Source organism: Marinococcus sp. LNHM4E3-1 (assembly GCF_056034405.1).
This window is the reverse complement of the sequence record NZ_JBQLID010000012.1, coordinates 13,128-29,360: the sequence shown is the minus strand read 5'-3', so window position 1 is coordinate 29,360 and position 16,233 is coordinate 13,128. Positions and strand designations below refer to the sequence as shown.

Below are 16,233 nucleotides of genomic sequence, written 5' to 3'. Positions count from 1 at the left end.
AAGATGGATGTCTTCATTTGCGGCTATAACAAAAAAAGAATTAACCCAGATTGAAGTGGAAGATACGAGCGCCAAAGCGGAACTGGCAGCATTAATCAGAATGAACGGTTCCATTTCATTTGGCAACGGCCAGCTGATTTTGGACGTTTCCACTGAAAATGCCGCCATCGCACGACGGATCTATTCGTTAATCAAGCGTATCTACAAGGATATGGTGATTGAACTGCTTGTGCGGAAAAAGATGCGTTTAAAAAAGAATAATGTCTACGTAGTCCGGATGGCCGAAGAAACGAAAGAGATGCTGAGCGACCTTGCCATTATGGAAAACGGCTACCAGTTTAACCGGTCGATTGCGAGAGACGTGATTCCAGACACGGACAGCCGCCGGGCGTATTTGCGCGGAGCTTTTTTAGCCGGCGGCTCGGTCAATCATCCGGAAACGTCTTCGTATCATCTTGAAATTTATTCGATGTATGAAGAGCATAACCGGGCACTCCGGGAGCTGATGGAAACGTTCGGGCTCACATCGAAAAGCCTTGAACGGAAAAAGGGCTACATTCTTTATATTAAAGAAAGCGAAAAGATTACCGAGTTTTTAAATATTATCGGTGCGCACCAGGCGCTGCTTTATTTTGAAGACGTACGGATTATGAAAGACATGAGGAATTCGGTGAACCGCCTGGTGAACTGTGAAACAGCGAACTTAAACAAAACCGTGGGAGCCGCATTAAGGCAGGTGGAAAACATTCAGCTTGTCCAGGCAGAAGTCGGACTCGAAAACCTTCCTGAAAAAATCAGGGAAATGGCAATCCTGCGTGTCCAGCACCAGGACGTCACGCTGAAGGAGCTCGGGGAAATGGTGCCGAGCGGAAAGGTGAGTAAATCCGGTGTGAACCACCGTCTCCGCAAAATTGATCAGATCGCCGAGCGTATTCAAGCCGGAAAGCCGCCGATTCCAGAAAAAATATAATCGCTAAAGGCAGGCGCCTGCGGCAGCAGAGGCTTCTTCTGCTCCTGCAGGCGCTGTATTACAGCAGTCATTAAAGCGCTTGCTTGAAAAACGTTCTAAATTGAATTACGTTATGTGTATATGAAAAGCGGGTACCGGTTGAAGACAGACAGAGAAAGGAAGATAGTAACTATGGTCGAAAAAACAGTGGAAGTAAATTTGCGTACAGGGCTTCAGGCCAGGCCGGCAGCATTATTCGTCCAGGAGGCGAACCGGTTTCATTCCAATATTTTTCTTGAAAAGGATAATAAAAAAGTGAATGCCAAGAGTATTATGGGTGTTATGAGCCTTGCGGTGCGCACCGGAGCCTCGGTAAAGCTTTTAGCCGAAGGGGCGGATGAAGAGGAAGCGGCCGAATCATTGACGGAATTTATGAAAAAAGAAATGTGAACATAAAAAATCAGGACGGCGCGATGCCATCCTGATTTTTTGTGTCTTACTGACCCATAACCTGGTCTACAAGACCGTATTCTTTTGCCTGTTCCGCACTCATGAAATTATCACGGTCCGTATCGCGCTCGATGACTTCAAGCGGCTGTCCGCTGCGGTCTGCAAGAATCTGGTTGAGTTTTTCACGCATTTTGATGATGCGGCGGGCGTGAATTTCAATGTCCGCAGCCTGTCCCTGGGTGCCGCCGAGTGGCTGGTGAATCATTACTTCACTGTTTGGAAGAGCATAACGTTTGCCTTCCTGGCCAGCTGTGAGAAGAAAAGCACCCATCGATGCTGCCATTCCGACGCAGATCGTAGAAACCTGCGGTTTAATGTGCTGCATTGTGTCATAAATAGCCATGCCGGCTGTAATAGAGCCGCCCGGACTGTTGATGTAAAGAGAAATATCCTTCTCCGGATCGTCGGCTTCAAGGAAAAGAAGCTGTGCTACGATCGAATTGGCCACATTGTCATCAATGCCTGAGCCAAGCATAATAATGCGGTCCTTCAACAAACGCGAATAAATGTCATATGCGCGTTCGCCCCGGTTGGTTTGTTCAATAACTGTTGGTATCAAGTTCATGAAAAGCGTCCTCCTTTAATGAAATGTATGACTACATTCATGGTAGTTGTGTGGAAAATATTTTTCCTTCCGCGTTGCTGTTATTATCATAACTCTTTGGTCAATTAAGGTCAAATAAAAAGTCTGACCCTATCCCATATAGCTACACGTCAACTTCCATTCCCTTTATTTTCACAAACATAAACGTTACGTGCAAATGTTTCACTTCCATATAAATTTTAATTTAGATGAAAAATGATCTGACAAACAAATAGAAGGGTCAAATCTATTTTTATATAATGACAGCAGGAGAACAAGAAAAAGGGATCGATTCATGGAAGAAAAATATGATATGATGTAAGAAAGCGTTTTCAAAAAGGAGGTGGAGATAATGGGCTTGGGGCTTGAATTGCAGCAGAAGCAGGAAATGAGTTTGGTGATGACGCAGGAGTTAAAGCAGGCAATTGCCCTGTTGAAGCTGTCTTCCCAGGAATTATCCGACTATCTGCAGGAAGAAGCGATGGAAAACCCTTTAATGGATTTAACCCTCCCTTCTATTACGGACGGAGCGTCACTTTCTGCATCCCGGGCCGCTGATCCGGTCTACAATTCAGCGTCCATGGGTGAACAGCTGGACTGGCGTGAACCGTCGGAGGAAACTCTCGAAGAGGCGCTGAGGGAGCAGATTGTATGCGGAGGTTATAAAGAAACTGCCCGGGAAATACTTTTATTTTTAGCTGGAAGCGTTGACGAGCGCGGATACTTAGAAGACATCGAATGGGAGATGGAACGGAAATTCGGGCTGGGCATAGAAGAAAGCGAGCAGTATATTTCGATGCTCCAACAGCTCGAACCGGCAGGGATCGGGGCCAGGGATTTAAAGGAATGTCTTCTTCTGCAGCTCGAACGCTGCCTGGATACAGATCCATATATTGACCAGGTCGTAGCTGAAGATCTCGAAGCGCTGGGGGCGAAAAAATGGCGCTACCTGCAGCAGAAGTATCAGCTCACTAAAGAGCAGCTGCAGGAAATCTATACCTGCCTCCAGAAGCTTTCTCCGCATCCGGGAGATTCCTACCGGCAGGAGAAAACAATTTCTGTATCGCCGGATGTCCGCGTGGAGGAAATCGACGGAGAATGGGTGGTCACGATTTTGAATGACCGGCTTCCCGAGCTGCAGATGAATGAAAAATACTGGCGTCTTTTGCAGCAGGATGCCGATGAAGAAGCCAGGCAGTATGCTATGGAAAAATATAAGCAGTTTCTTTGGATTGTTAAAAGCGTCGAACAGCGCCAGCAGACGCTGCAAAAAGTATCGGAAGTGATCGTCGAAGCGCAGAGCGAATATCTAAAACACGGCGAAGAAAAGCTTCGTCCCCTGACGCTCCGGGAGGTAGCTGAACAGGCGGATGTGCACGAATCCACTGTTTCAAGAACGACGAGCCGGAAGTATATGCAGACGCCTCACGGTCTCGTCGAACTGAAGCATTTCTTCTCCTCGAAAATTACCCGGACGGATGAAGATGCTTCAAGCACCGGAGTGAAAGCTATGATGAAAAAACTGATTAAAGAAGAAAATAAAGAGAAGCCTCTCTCGGATCAAAAGCTTGCTGATCTGCTTCAGCAGGAGCAGCAGTGTACGATTTCAAGGCGGGCGGTGGCAAAATACAGAACAGAGCTCCGGATCCCGTCCTCCTCCCAGCGGAAACAGCCGGTGTAGCCCAAATCCTCCTTCCAGCAAAAGGAGGATTTTTTATGCATGAAATAAGCGAAAACCGGGTATCAGTAAAATGTAGTCAGCATGAAAAATGCAGTGAACATTTGCGTTGATTTTCCAAATATAGATTGCTACAATGAAATTGTGAACAAAGCGTTCATTTTTTTATAAAATGAGCGGGACAAAAAATGTCTCTGTGGGACTTTAATTGTCCCGGACAGAGCAGTAAAGATCAATGATGAGGAGTGGCTTGAAATAAGCTGCTGCCGCAGGTTCGGTGGTGTAGCAATATGTTACGTGACGTATTGGAGATGCAGCGGAAACTGCAGCCTGATGTGCTCGAAACATTAGGGAAAAGGTACCGCATTTTGCAATACATCCGCCTGATGCAGCCGATTGGAAGAAGAACCCTTGCCACTCAGCTATCCACTTCAGAGCGGGTTCTGCGCAGTGAAACAGATTTTTTGAAGCAGCAGGGACTTATCCTGATTCAAAGCGCAGGGATGCTTTTAACTGAAGAAGGAAACAAACTGCTTGAAGGGCTCGAGCAAACAGTCAAATATGCTTTCGGCCTCGAGGATTTGGAGCGGAAGCTGGCGGGTTATTTATCCGTCCCGAAGGTTATCGTCGTCTCAGGAGACAGCGATGAGCTTCCGGTAGTGAAAAAAGAACTCGGTCGTGCAACGGTACAGCAGATGAAGAACCGTGTCAGCCCAGGGGACGTGATTGCGGTAGCGGGGGGCACGACGCTCGCTTCAGCAGCTGATATGATGGTGCCTGACGCAAAATGGAGCAATACCATCTTTGTACCTGCCCGCGGTGGCCTTGGTGAAAAGGTGGAGATCCAGGCCAACACCATCAGCTCTGCGATGGCAATGAAAGCCCAGGCCTCGTACCGGCTGCTTCATGTGCCCGACCAGCTGAGCGAGGATACAAGGCGATCGCTCATGCAGGAGCCCGGCGTACAGGAAGTGCTTGATCTGTTAAAATCAGCATCGCTTGTCGTTCATGGCATAGGCGAAGCAAAAACGATGGCCGGGCGGCGGACTACGGGCGCTTCCCTGCGCAGCAGGCTCGAGGAAGAATCGGCTGTGGCAGAGTCGTTTGGCTATTATGTTAATCAGGACGGAAAAGTGGTGCACCGGGAAAATACGGTGGGCCTTCAGTGGGACGAACTCCGGTCAGATCAGACAGTGATCACAGTAGCCGGGGGTTCAAGCAAGGCAAAGGCGATTGACGCTTATATGCGCTACCGCCCGAGCAGCATTTTGATCACCGATGAGGGTGCAGCCAAAGCTATTCTGAATCAAAGCGATGCACCGGAGGCAACTGAGTAACAGGCAGAACACCTGCCGCATTATGCTGCAGTAGCTTTCACAATTATCTATATTCCAAGGAGGAAAAATTATTATGGCAACAAAAATTGGTATTAACGGTTTTGGACGTATTGGACGTAACGTTTATCGTGCAGCTTTAAACAACCCGGATGTTGAAGTAGTAGCAGTAAACGACCTGACAGACACTGATACACTTGCGCATCTTTTAAAATATGACACAGTTCACGGCACGCTTGACGCAGAAATTCAGGCAAGCGGCGACAACCTTACAATCAACGGCCACAAGCTGACCGTTTTCTCTGAAAAAGATCCAGCGAAAATCGACTGGAAAGGCGTAGACGCTGAAATCGTTGTTGAATCCACAGGCATCTTTACGCAGCGCGATCAGGCAGCAAAACACCTTGAAGGCGGAGCGAAAAACGTTATCATTTCCGCACCGGCTAAAGGCGTAGATGCAACATTTGTTGTCGGCGTTAACGAAGGCGACTTCAAGCCGGATGAGCACAAAGTCGTTTCCAACGCATCCTGCACAACGAACTGCCTGGCTCCAGTAGCTAAAGTACTGGACGAAAAATTCGGCATCAAACGCGGCCTGATGAACACCGTCCACTCCTACACGAGTGACCAGCAGATCCAGGACGGCCCGCACAAGGACCTTCGCCGTGCGCGCGCTGGTGCTGAAAACATCATACCAACAACTACAGGTGCCGCTCAGGCAGTAGCCCTCGTGCTTCCACAGCTCGACGGAAAGCTTACCGGCGGTGCGATGCGTGTTCCTACTCCAAACGTTTCCCTCGTGGACTTCGTGGCAGAGCTCGATAAAGATGTAACAGTAGACGAGCTGAACAACGCATTGAAAGAAGCTTCTGAGTCTGACGAACTCAAAGGCATTCTTGGATACAGCGAAGAGCCGCTCGTATCGAAGGACTACAACGGAAGCGCCTATTCTTCCACAGTAGACTCCCTTTCAACACTCGTTATGCAGGACAACATGGTTAAAGTAATCGCTTGGTACGACAACGAATTCGGTTATTCCAGCCGCGTTGTGGACCTCGCAGCAAGCTTTGGCAAAAAACTGTAAATCATTTTTAATGCTTGGGAAAGGGAGGAGAATATTATTTCTTCCTCCCTTTTTTGAGTCTGAAGGGGCCTGTACCCGGCCCGTCAAAAATCCGGTATTTCCGTTCCGCCGCCGCGTTATTAAAAATAGACGTTCCAGTTTTTTATGCGGCGGGTAAAGAACGGAAGTGCAGATTTTTGTTATGATAGATGAGGAAGATAATTTAAGGGAGGTTTGGCAATGGCGTTAAATAAGAAAACCATCCGCGATTTAGATCTGAAAGGTAAAACTGTTTTCTGCCGCGTTGATTTCAACGTACCAATGAAAGGCGAAAGCATTACGGATGACGCACGGATTCGTGCAGCTGTACCAACAATTCAATACTTATCCGAACAGGGAGCACGCGTCATTCTCGGCAGCCACCTTGGACGCCCGAAAGGGGAAGCAGTAGAAGAACTTCGTCTCGGTCCGGCTGCAGCCCGTTTAGGTGAAATTATGAATGTCGACGTGAAAAAGGTCGACGAAGTATACGGCGAAGAAGCTAAGCAGGCCGCAGCATCCCTCCAGGACGGAGAAATCATGCTTCTTGAAAACCTGCGCTTTGAAGCAGGCGAAGAGAAAAATGATGAAACCCTTGCAAAAAACATAGCATCCCTTGCAGACATTTACGTGAACGATGCATTCGGGGCAGCGCACCGGGCTCACGCGTCCACCGAAGGAGTGGCGCATCACCTTCCTTCTGCAGCCGGCCTGCTGATGGAAAAAGAACTCGATGTGCTCGGCCAGGCGCTTGAGGACCCGGACCGTCCGTTCACGGCAATTGTCGGAGGAGCAAAAGTGAAAGATAAAATCGGCGTTATCGATAATCTCCTCGATATCGTGGATAACCTCATTATCGGCGGCGGGCTTGCTTACACGTTTGTTAAAGCGCAGGGCTATGAAATCGGCCAGTCCATGCTTGAAGAAGACAAGCTTGATATGGCTAGAGAATTCATGCAGAAGGCTAAAGACAAAGGCGTAAACTTTTATATGCCAAAAGATGTTATTGTTTCCGATGACTTCAGCGATGATGCAAACACGCAGACAGTAAAAATCGACAGCATTCCATCCGATTGGGAAGCTTTGGATATCGGGCCGGAAACGAGAAAAGAATACGCGAACGTCATTAAAGATTCGAAGCTTGTTATCTGGAACGGACCGGTCGGCGTGTTTGAATTCGCTACGTTTGAAAAAGGCACGCGCGCTATTGCTGAGGCAATGGCTGAAGCTCCCGGCACGTACACAGTTATTGGCGGCGGAGACTCTGCAGCAGCGGTGGAAAAATTCGGCCTTGCAGACAAAATGAGCCATATGTCCACCGGCGGCGGGGCATCGCTTGAATTTATCGAAGGAAAAGTTCTGCCGGGAGTGGCAGCACTGGATGATAAATAAGCAGCCTTGAAAGTATATTTACTATAATCTCAGTGGGGTGAAACAATGAGAAAACCAATCATAGCAGGCAACTGGAAGATGAATAAGCTTCACGGCGAAGCGGTAGCCTTCATCGAAGAAGTAGCAGGCAAAGTGCCGAATGCAGAAGACGTGGAAACAGTAGTATGTGCGCCAGCTCTATTTCTGAAGGACATGAATGACGCGGCAGCATCGAGTGATGTGAAAATTGGCGCTCAGAACATGCACCAGGAAGACAGCGGCGCATTCACCGGAGAAATAAGCCCGGCAGCGCTCGCGGACCTAAATATTCCTTACGTTATTATCGGCCACTCCGAGCGGCGTGAAATGTTCAATGAAACTAATGAATCAGTCAATCAAAAAGTGAAAGCAGCCCTGAACCACGGATTAACACCGATCATGTGCTGCGGCGAATCCCTTGAACAGAAAGAAAACGGCTCTACAGAAGCAGTTGTGCGCGAGCAGATTGAAAAAGGCTTTGCCGGACTGAGTGCCGGAGACGCTGCAAAAGTGGTTGTCGCTTACGAGCCGATCTGGGCTATTGGTACAGGAAAATCCTCCACCGCAGAGGATGCGGATGAAACATGCGGTTCGGTAAGAAAAGCACTTGCCGATCAGTACGATCAGGACACGGCAGACAAAGTACGTATTCAATACGGCGGCAGTGTAAAACCGGAAAACATTGAAACGTACATGGCGAAAGAGCACATCGACGGTGCGCTTGTCGGCGGTGCCAGCCTGAAGCCGAATGCCTTCCTGGAGCTTGCAGAGGCGGGAAAAAAATGAGCACCAAGCCAGTAGCACTTATTATCCTGGACGGGTATGCCTGCCGGGAAGAAACCAAAGGGAATGCGGTAGCGAAGGCAAGCACGCCAAACTTTGACCGCTATTGGAATCAGTACCCACATGAAACACTGACGGCTTTCGGCGAAGCAGTCGGTCTGCCTGAAGGACAAATGGGGAACTCGGAAGTCGGCCATATGAATATCGGCGCCGGCCGGGTCGTATATCAAAGCCTTTCCTTAATCAATAAGGGCATCAAAGAGGGAACATTTAAAAACAATCAGGCGTTCGCTCATGCCGTAGATCACGTGAAAGAAAATGACAGCGCCCTTCATTTATTCGGTCTGCTGTCTGACGGCGGAGTCCACAGCCATATCGACCACTTAAAAGCGCTGCTCGACATGGCGAATGAAAAAGAAATCGAGCGCGTGTATGTCCATGCCTTTTTGGATGGCCGTGACGTGGGTCAGCGCTCTGCCAAGCAGTACGTATCCGAAGTGGAAGACTATATGAAAGAAATCGGCACCGGTGATATTGCCACCGTCCAGGGGCGGTACTACGCCATGGACCGTGACAACCGCTGGGAACGTGTGGATAAATCCTACCGGGCCATCACGTACGGGGAAGGTCCTTCCTATGAAACGGCCGAAGAGGTTGTAGACGCTTCCTACGAAGAAGAAGTATGGGATGAATTTGTAATCCCGTCGGTTATCACAAAAGACGGAGAAGCGGTCGGGCGGCTGCAGGACAACGATGCAGTAATTTTCTTCAACTTCCGTCCGGACCGGGCCATCCAGCTTTCACAGGTGTTTACGCAGGATGGTTTCAACGGTCTGGACCGCGGAGACAAATTTCCATCCAACCTGAAATTTGTCAGCATGACGCAGTACAGTGACTCGGTGAACGCTGAAATCGCCTATCCCCCGCAGGACTTGGTTAATACAATGGGAGAAATCGTTTCAGATGCCGGACTGCACCAGCTGCGCATTGCAGAAACGGAAAAATACCCGCACGTAACCTTTTTCTTCAGCGGCGGACGCGAGGAAGAATTTAAGGGTGAAACACGGGTGCTGATCGATTCGCCGAAGGTAGCCACGTACGATCTACAGCCGGAAATGAGTGTATATGAAGTAACCGAGGCGCTTGAAAGCGAGATTCAGTCCGAAAAGCATGATTTCATCGTGCTGAACTTTGCGAATCCGGATATGGTAGGGCACTCCGGTGACCTTGATGCCACGGTTAAAGCAATTGAAGCAGTGGATGAATGTCTCGGACGGGTTGTGGATTTGCTGCACGATAAAGGCGGACGCGCCATCATCACGGCAGACCACGGAAACTCCGATGAAGTAACAACACCGGATGATAAACCAATGACGGCTCATACAACCAACCCGGTACCGGTTATCGTCACAGGCGATGAGAATGCGAAGCTCCGCAAAGGCGGCGTGCTTGCTGACCTGTGTCCAACAGCCGTAGAGCTGCTGCAAATAGAAAAACCAAAAGAAATGACGGGACAGTCCCTCATTCAATAACCATTCAGAGGAGTGAATCATCAATGAGTTTAATTGCAGATATTTACGCACGCGAAGTACTCGATTCCCGCGGGAATCCAACGGTAGAAGTAGAAGTATTTACAGAAACAGGCGCTTTCGGACGCGCTCTCGTACCAAGCGGCGCTTCCACCGGTGAATACGAAGCGGTAGAGCTTCGTGACGGCGGTGACCGCTTCATGGGCAAGGGTGTCACTAAAGCAGTCGACAACGTGAACGAAACTATCGCAGAAGAAATCATCGGATTTGATGTCACAGATCAAACAGGCATCGACCAGGCGATGATCGAACTCGACGGCACAGACAACAAAGGCAGCTTCGGTGCCAATGCCATTCTCGGTGTTTCAATGGCAGTAGCGCGCGCAGCAGCTGATGAACTCGGCGTTACGCTGTATGAATACCTCGGCGGTTTTAATGCGAAAACTCTGCCGGTTCCAATGATGAACATCCTGAACGGCGGCGAGCACGCAGATAACAACGTCGACTTCCAGGAGTTCATGGTTATGCCGGTCGGCGCCAGCAACTTCCTTGAAGCTGTACGTATGGGCGCAGAAATCTTCCACAACCTGAAAAAGGTACTTGGAAGCAAAGGCTATAACACTGGTGTCGGCGACGAAGGCGGCTTTGCCCCGAACCTCGGCTCAAATGAAGAAGCGCTTCAAACGATCATTGAGGCGATCGAAAAAGCAGGCTACAAGCCGGGTGAAGAAATTATGCTCGCCATGGACTCTGCTGCTTCCGAAATGTACGAAGACGGAAAATATCACCTTAAAGGTGAAGGTGTTGTGAAAACAGCAGACGAAATGATCGAATTTTACCAGGACATGGTGTCGAAATATCCAATCGTCTCCATTGAAGATGGTCTGGACGAAAACGATTGGGAAGGCTTCAAAAAGCTCACGGATGCTCTTGGCGACAAAGTCCAGCTCGTGGGCGATGACTTGTTTGTAACGAACACCAACAAGCTGAAAGAAGGCATTGAAAAAGGCATCGGCAACTCCATTCTGATCAAGGTGAACCAGATCGGTACACTTACTGAAACCTTTGATGCTATTGAAATGGCTAAGCGTGCCGGTTATACAGCCGTTATCTCCCACCGTTCCGGGGAAACAGAAGATACGACTATCGCGGACATCGCAGTAGCGACCAACGCGGGTCAGATTAAAACAGGTGCACCATCCCGGACAGATCGTGTAGCTAAATACAACCAGCTTCTCCGCATCAACGATGAACTGGCGGAAACCGCTGTTTATCTGGGCAAAGATGCTTTTTATAACCTGAACAAATAATTGCTTTTCGACCGCAGCCCGGCATATGGGCTGCGGTTTTTTACAATTGAATAAAACACCGTTACCGTGGGCTTTGCGGCCTATGCTGCCGCACGTGCTTGCACTGCACGTTTTGGTGTGTTACATTAATACAAGCGTAATTGGAACGTGGAGGTGTACGGGTGATGATAACGGCGTTGTACGTTGCATTAATAGTCGTTGCGGTCATGCTTATTGCAATTATTTTATTGCAGTCGGGCCGAAGCAGCGGTTTGGCAGGAGCAATATCCGGCGGAGCCGAACAAATGGTTGGCAAACAGAAAGCGAGAGGCATCGAAGCCTTTCTGATTCAGTTTACAGTAGTTCTGGCTGTGTTGTTTTTTGTTCTTACCATACTCATCGCCTATTTTGTCTGACAGACAGTATAGGAAGCTATCTCAGCAGCGGACGGTTCCATCGTTCGCTGTTTTTTATGTTACCGGCTAATGTTTGCTTTTCCTGTATTTGGTGAATCAAACAAACAGGTGGAAGTTTAACGTTTAACGGGCGGATAGAGATAAACCAAGGATAGGAGAGCAGGAGCATGAAGACAGCAGCTGAAAACCAGGCGATTGGATGTTTGTGTCTGCATGGATTTACAGGTTCTCCGTGGGAGGTCGAACCGATTGCCGCAGAGCTCCGCGCGTGTACAGACTGGAAAGTGGAAACGCCGGTGCTGCCAGGTCATGCTGACGGAAGCTTCAGCATTCAAAGCCGTGTTTCCTATGTCACATGGATTCACGCTGCTGACCGCGCAGCGAAAAAACTGGCGGCTGCATGCAGCACTCTGTACGTGATTGGATTTTCGATGGGAGGCCTGCTTGCCTGCTACGTGGCAGCCCGTTATAAGGTGGAACGGCTCGTGCTTATTGGTATGCCGATGGAATATATTAACCCCGGCCAGTTTTTGAAGGATACGCTGCTTGTAGCGGGCGGCCAAGTCAGAGGATCGCTGCATCCCTGGTACGGGGTAGCCGCAGAAAAATTAAAAACCCCCGGCTGGGCACTTCGGGAGTTTCAGCAGGCAGCGCACGTGCTGCGTCCGTTTGTTGGCAAAGTATCCTGTCCGGTGTTTATCGGCCAGGGTGAAAAAGACGGCCTGGTGCCGGTACGGAGTGCTGTGCGTATATATAAAACGGTAAAAAGCCCGGTGAAGCAGTTTGTGCTTTACAAAAACGGCAAGCACTTTCTTTTTCACGGTCCGCACCGGCACGAAGCGGTGAACGATGTACGGTTATTTTTAACTTCAACACAAATAAATTCTGAGAACCTTATGCGAACGATCGATTGAATAGAAAAGAAGACAGATAGGAGACGATGAATCATGCGTGTAGTACCCCCTAAGTCATTTACCTTTGAAGGTGGAAACCGTGCAGTTCTACTGCTGCACGGATTCACAGGCTCATCTGCGGATGTCCGGATGATGGGACGTTTTTTGGAAAAGAAAGGTTATACTGTACATGCGCCGGTCTACAAAGGCCACGGTGTTCCTCCGGAAGAGCTGATGGAGACGGACTACCATGACTGGTGGGAGGATGTAAAAGCAGGAATTGAGGAATTAAAGGAAAGAGGCTTTGATCAGATTGCCGTCGGGGGCCTTTCTCTCGGAGGACTTATGGCTCTGCGTGTGGCGTATCATTACGATGTATTGGGTATTATTCCAATGAGCGCCCCAATGTCGACATTCAACAACGCAGACAAGCTGAACGGAGATGTCATCAATTACGCGAAAGAATTTAAACGTCTGGAAGGGAAAGACCAGGACCAGATTGATAAAGAAATTATGGAATTTCGTCAGCTGCCGACGGACACATTGCACTCGGTCAACCGGCTGATCCGGGAAGTGGAAGAAAGCCTGGACATGGTTCATGCGCCGGCGATGATTGTGCAGGGTGAAAAAGATGATATGATTGCAGAAGACAGCGCAAATATCATTTATGAAGAAATCTCTTCGGAGGATAAACAGATTAAGTGGTATCCGGACTCCCCGCACGTTATTACCCTCGGGAATGACCGCGATGAGCTGAACGAAGATGTATATCAGTTTTTAGAAGGATTAAATTGGTCAAAATAAAAAAAGAGCGTAAAGCTCAAAACGTTTATCACAACAAATTGAAAGGAGATGAAAACGTTGGACCAGGAAATAAAACAGACACTGCTGAATTACCTGAAAAACGATTCTGCGGGCCCTGCAACGATTGAGGAGATCCAGGAAACGCTTCAGGCGGATTCGGCAGAAGATATTAAGCGTCTCATGAAGACGCTAAACGAAATGGAGGACAGCGGAGACGTTGTCCGGACGAGAAGCAACCGCTACGGCATACCGGAGAAAATGAATCTGATGCGCGGACGCGTGCAGAGCCATGCCAAAGGATTTGCCTTTATTATTCCGGAGGAAAAGGAACGCGACGACATCTTTGTGCCGGCCGGGGAAATTAACGGGGCCATGAACAAAGACACCGTACTTGTTCGTATCTCGGACTCGAGCCAGGGCAGTAAAACCGAAGGCACGATTATCCGCATCATCGAACGCGGTATTGAAAAAGTCGTTGGCACATACCAGCGCTACGGTAATTACGGGTTTGTCGCGGCGGATGATAAGCATATCCGCGATGATATTTATATTCCGCAGGACGCAGAAAACGGAGCAGTGGACGGCCATAAGGTTGTCGTAGAGCTGACTAAATACCCGGATGCGGCTTCAGGAGCTGAAGGAAAAGTCGTCAATATCATCGGGCATAAAAATGACCCGGGCGTGGATATTCTGTCGATCATTCATAAGCACGGCCTCCCGGGAGATTTTCCCGAGGAGGCTGTGGAGCAGGCTCAGAAAACACCGGACGTAATTGATGAAAGTGAAATCAAACAGCGCCGGGATCTTCGCGATGAAACTATCGTGACCATCGACGGAGCAGACGCAAAGGATCTCGATGACGCTGTAACGGTGACGAAATATAATAACGGAAACTATAAGCTCGGCGTTCATATTGCAGACGTCAGCTATTACGTGGACGAAGGAACACCTATCGATGTGGAGGCAGGAGAACGGGCCACGAGTGTATATTTGGTCGACCGGGTAATCCCGATGATTCCGCATCGTTTGTCAAACGGTATCTGCAGCCTGAACCCGCAGGTGGACCGGCTGACGCTCTCGTGTGAAATGGAAGTAACGCCGCAGGGCGAGGTCGTTAATCATGAAATCTTTGAAAGTGTAATTCGAACGGCCGCCCGGATGACGTACAATGATGTCCGTCTGATTCTTGAAGAAAACAACCAGGCAAAGCGGGAGGAATACAGCCAGCTCGTGCCAATGTTTGAGCGCATGGAAGAGCTTGCAGCTATTCTCCGCGAAAAGAGGTTTGGAAGAGGCGCCATTGATTTTGATTTCAAGGAAGCACAGGTGCTCGTGGATGAAACGACTGCTCCGACAGACGTGGTGCTGCGTGAGCGCTCGGTCGCTGAAAAGCTGATTGAAGAGTTTATGCTGGCAGCCAACGAAACAGTAGCCGAGCATTTCCACTGGATGAAAGTGCCGTTTGTCTACCGGATTCACGAAGATCCTGCCGAAGATAAGCTGCAGTCGTTCGTGGAGTTTGTTACGAACTTTGGCTATGCAGTTAAAGGGACGGCAAATACGGTACATCCGCGTGCGCTTCAGGAAGTGCTTGACGCTGTAAAAGGAGAACCGGAACAGGCAGTGATCAGTACAGTGATGCTGCGCTCGATGCAGCAGGCAAAGTACGATCCTGAAAACGCCGGCCACTTTGGGCTGGCTGCGGACTTCTATACTCACTTTACGTCACCAATCCGCCGGTATCCGGACCTGATTGTTCACCGTTTGATCCGGACGTATCTGGTAAATAAACGGCTGGACGACAAAACGCAGCAGAAATGGAAAAATGAACTGCCGGAAATCACCCAGCATTCTTCGGAGATGGAGCGCCGGGCAATTGATGCCGAGCGTGAAGTTGACAGCATGAAGAAAGCGCAGTATATGAAGGATAAAATCGGGGAAGAATTTACCGGTTTTGTAAGCGGCGCCGCGAACTTTGGTCTGTTTGTAGAGCTTGAAAACACCATTGAAGGTATGGTGCATATCAGCTATCTCACGGATGATTATTACCACTATGATCCTAAGCAGTATGCGCTGATAGGTGAGCGTACCGCGAATATGTACCGCATCGGTGATCAGGTGGAAGTGCGTGTTCTGAATGTAAATCTTGATGAAGCGGCGATCGATTTTGAAATTGTCGGCATGAAACGGCCGGCGAAAGCACGTCGCAAAGAGTCCGCAAAAGTTGTTCAGGGCGATAAGGGCAAGCGTCCCGGCCGAAAAGAAGGCCAGGGACAGGGAGAAAAGAAAGACGGCAATAAAAAAGACGGTGGACGTAAAAAAGGCAAATCAGGTAACAAAAAGCCGTTTTACTCGAAAGTCTCAAAAAACAATAAAAAGAAATAATATGATCGCGGGAAAGCCCGGGGCAATAGGACGCGCCCGGGCCCCTATGGTAGAATAAAGACAGAAGGCAGGTGAATGGAGATGGCAGTAAAAACGGAAAACCGTGTGCTGGCGCAAAACCGGAAAGCCCGTCATGACTATACCATTGAAGATACCTTCGAAGCCGGTATTGAACTGCGGGGCACCGAAATAAAGTCGATCCGGGCTGGCAGGATGAATCTGAAGGACAGCTTCGGGAAAATCGATAATAACGAGCTGTTTCTGCATAATGCCCATATCAGTCCGTATGAACAGGGGAATCAGTTCAACCACGATCCCCTGCGTACGAGAAAGCTTCTGCTGCACCGCCGGGAGATTAATAAACTTATTGGTAAAAGCATGCAGTCCGGGTACTCCATTATTCCATTAAAGGTTTATATTAAAAACGGTAAAGCGAAGGTGTTAATCGGTCTTGCCAAAGGTAAGAAAAAATACGACAAACGCCAGGCGCTCAAGGAACAGGATGCCAAGCGTGAAATGGACAAAGCAATCAATCGCAGCATGAAAGGCATGAGCGACTAGATTGACA

15 protein-coding genes are annotated in these 16,233 nt (G+C 48.9%); 14 read left to right on the top strand and 1 reads right to left on the bottom strand.

Features of this window, described 5'->3' with window-relative positions:
* The first annotated feature begins 7 nt into the window (after nt 1-7).
* On the top strand, nt 8-970 hold the full coding sequence (whiA, locus tag ACTRXI_RS12680; protein WP_322526381.1) for a DNA-binding protein WhiA: 963 nt from the start codon (nt 8-10) through the stop codon (nt 968-970).
* 171 nt (nt 971-1,141) lie between these two features.
* A complete protein-coding gene (locus ACTRXI_RS12675) occupies nt 1,142-1,399 on the top strand; it encodes an HPr family phosphocarrier protein (RefSeq protein WP_022793881.1) in 258 nt (85 codons plus the stop codon).
* Nucleotides 1,400-1,445: 46 nt separating this feature from the next.
* Here ACTRXI_RS12675 and clpP read toward each other — a convergent pair whose 3' ends face one another.
* A complete protein-coding gene (clpP, locus tag ACTRXI_RS12670; RefSeq protein WP_022793882.1) occupies nt 1,446-2,024 on the bottom strand; it encodes an ATP-dependent Clp endopeptidase proteolytic subunit ClpP in 579 nt (192 codons plus the stop codon).
* A 370-nt stretch (nt 2,025-2,394) separates the two neighbouring features.
* On the opposite strand from clpP, the gene rpoN reads away from it, so the two are divergent.
* The 12 genes from rpoN (at nt 2,395) to smpB (ending at nt 16,226) form a co-directional block, all read left to right on the top strand.
* On the top strand, nt 2,395-3,723 hold the full coding sequence (gene rpoN, locus ACTRXI_RS12665; protein WP_474263045.1) for an RNA polymerase factor sigma-54: 1,329 nt from the start codon (nt 2,395-2,397) through the stop codon (nt 3,721-3,723).
* Nucleotides 3,724-4,010: 287 nt separating this feature from the next.
* Complete coding sequence (locus tag ACTRXI_RS12660) at nt 4,011-5,057, top strand: sugar-binding transcriptional regulator (RefSeq protein WP_474263043.1); 1,047 nt, start codon at nt 4,011-4,013, stop codon at nt 5,055-5,057.
* Between the two features lie 73 nt (nt 5,058-5,130).
* Nucleotides 5,131-6,138, top strand: coding sequence for a type I glyceraldehyde-3-phosphate dehydrogenase (gene gap / locus ACTRXI_RS12655; protein ID WP_474263041.1), 1,008 nt, complete (start codon nt 5,131-5,133; stop codon nt 6,136-6,138).
* 219 nt (nt 6,139-6,357) lie between these two features.
* Entirely contained in the window at nt 6,358-7,548 is a 1,191-nt protein-coding gene (locus ACTRXI_RS12650) for a phosphoglycerate kinase (RefSeq protein ID WP_474263039.1), read from the top strand.
* Nucleotides 7,549-7,593: 45 nt separating this feature from the next.
* Complete coding sequence (gene tpiA, locus ACTRXI_RS12645) at nt 7,594-8,352, top strand: triose-phosphate isomerase (RefSeq protein ID WP_474263037.1); 759 nt, start codon at nt 7,594-7,596, stop codon at nt 8,350-8,352.
* Nucleotides 8,349-9,881, top strand: coding sequence for a 2,3-bisphosphoglycerate-independent phosphoglycerate mutase (gpmI, locus tag ACTRXI_RS12640; RefSeq protein ID WP_474263035.1), 1,533 nt, complete (start codon nt 8,349-8,351; stop codon nt 9,879-9,881). The genes tpiA and gpmI overlap by 4 nt, the downstream gene beginning before the upstream one ends.
* A gap of 23 nt (nt 9,882-9,904) precedes the next feature.
* Nucleotides 9,905-11,188 carry a phosphopyruvate hydratase gene (eno, locus tag ACTRXI_RS12635; RefSeq protein WP_079475504.1) on the top strand — a complete coding sequence of 428 codons (1,284 nt, stop codon included), beginning with the start codon at nt 9,905-9,907 and terminating at the stop codon, nt 11,186-11,188.
* Nucleotides 11,189-11,352: 164 nt separating this feature from the next.
* Entirely contained in the window at nt 11,353-11,583 is a 231-nt protein-coding gene (gene secG, locus ACTRXI_RS12630) for a preprotein translocase subunit SecG (RefSeq protein ID WP_022793890.1), read from the top strand.
* Between the two features lie 167 nt (nt 11,584-11,750).
* Entirely contained in the window at nt 11,751-12,497 is a 747-nt protein-coding gene (locus ACTRXI_RS12625) for an alpha/beta hydrolase (protein ID WP_474263033.1), read from the top strand.
* A 30-nt stretch (nt 12,498-12,527) separates the two neighbouring features.
* Nucleotides 12,528-13,280: an alpha/beta hydrolase gene (locus ACTRXI_RS12620; protein ID WP_474263170.1), complete on the top strand. Its 753-nt coding sequence runs from the start codon at nt 12,528-12,530 to the stop codon at nt 13,278-13,280.
* A 48-nt stretch (nt 13,281-13,328) separates the two neighbouring features.
* Nucleotides 13,329-15,665, top strand: a complete 2,337-nt coding sequence (rnr, locus tag ACTRXI_RS12615; protein WP_474263031.1) for a ribonuclease R — start codon at nt 13,329-13,331, stop codon at nt 15,663-15,665.
* An 81-nt stretch (nt 15,666-15,746) separates the two neighbouring features.
* On the top strand, nt 15,747-16,226 hold the full coding sequence (gene smpB / locus ACTRXI_RS12610) for an SsrA-binding protein SmpB (RefSeq protein ID WP_079475508.1): 480 nt from the start codon (nt 15,747-15,749) through the stop codon (nt 16,224-16,226).
* Nucleotides 16,227-16,233: the final 7 nt, after the last annotated feature.

Coding starts and splice junctions, on each gene's coding strand:
- secG (WP_022793890.1), top strand. CDS start 11,353: ATGATAACGGCGTTGTACGTTGCATTAATAGTCGTTGCGGTCATGCTT.
- rnr (WP_474263031.1), top strand. CDS start 13,329: ATGAAAACGTTGGACCAGGAAATAAAACAGACACTGCTGAATTACCTG.
- clpP (WP_022793882.1), bottom strand. CDS start 2,024: ATGAACTTGATACCAACAGTTATTGAACAAACCAACCGGGGCGAACGC.
- ACTRXI_RS12650 (WP_474263039.1), top strand. CDS start 6,358: ATGGCGTTAAATAAGAAAACCATCCGCGATTTAGATCTGAAAGGTAAA.
- whiA (WP_322526381.1), top strand. CDS start 8: ATGTCTTCATTTGCGGCTATAACAAAAAAAGAATTAACCCAGATTGAA.
- gap (WP_474263041.1), top strand. CDS start 5,131: ATGGCAACAAAAATTGGTATTAACGGTTTTGGACGTATTGGACGTAAC.
- rpoN (WP_474263045.1), top strand. CDS start 2,395: ATGGGCTTGGGGCTTGAATTGCAGCAGAAGCAGGAAATGAGTTTGGTG.
- eno (WP_079475504.1), top strand. CDS start 9,905: ATGAGTTTAATTGCAGATATTTACGCACGCGAAGTACTCGATTCCCGC.
- gpmI (WP_474263035.1), top strand. CDS start 8,349: ATGAGCACCAAGCCAGTAGCACTTATTATCCTGGACGGGTATGCCTGC.
- ACTRXI_RS12660 (WP_474263043.1), top strand. CDS start 4,011: ATGTTACGTGACGTATTGGAGATGCAGCGGAAACTGCAGCCTGATGTG.
- tpiA (WP_474263037.1), top strand. CDS start 7,594: ATGAGAAAACCAATCATAGCAGGCAACTGGAAGATGAATAAGCTTCAC.
- smpB (WP_079475508.1), top strand. CDS start 15,747: ATGGCAGTAAAAACGGAAAACCGTGTGCTGGCGCAAAACCGGAAAGCC.
- ACTRXI_RS12675 (WP_022793881.1), top strand. CDS start 1,142: ATGGTCGAAAAAACAGTGGAAGTAAATTTGCGTACAGGGCTTCAGGCC.
- ACTRXI_RS12625 (WP_474263033.1), top strand. CDS start 11,751: ATGAAGACAGCAGCTGAAAACCAGGCGATTGGATGTTTGTGTCTGCAT.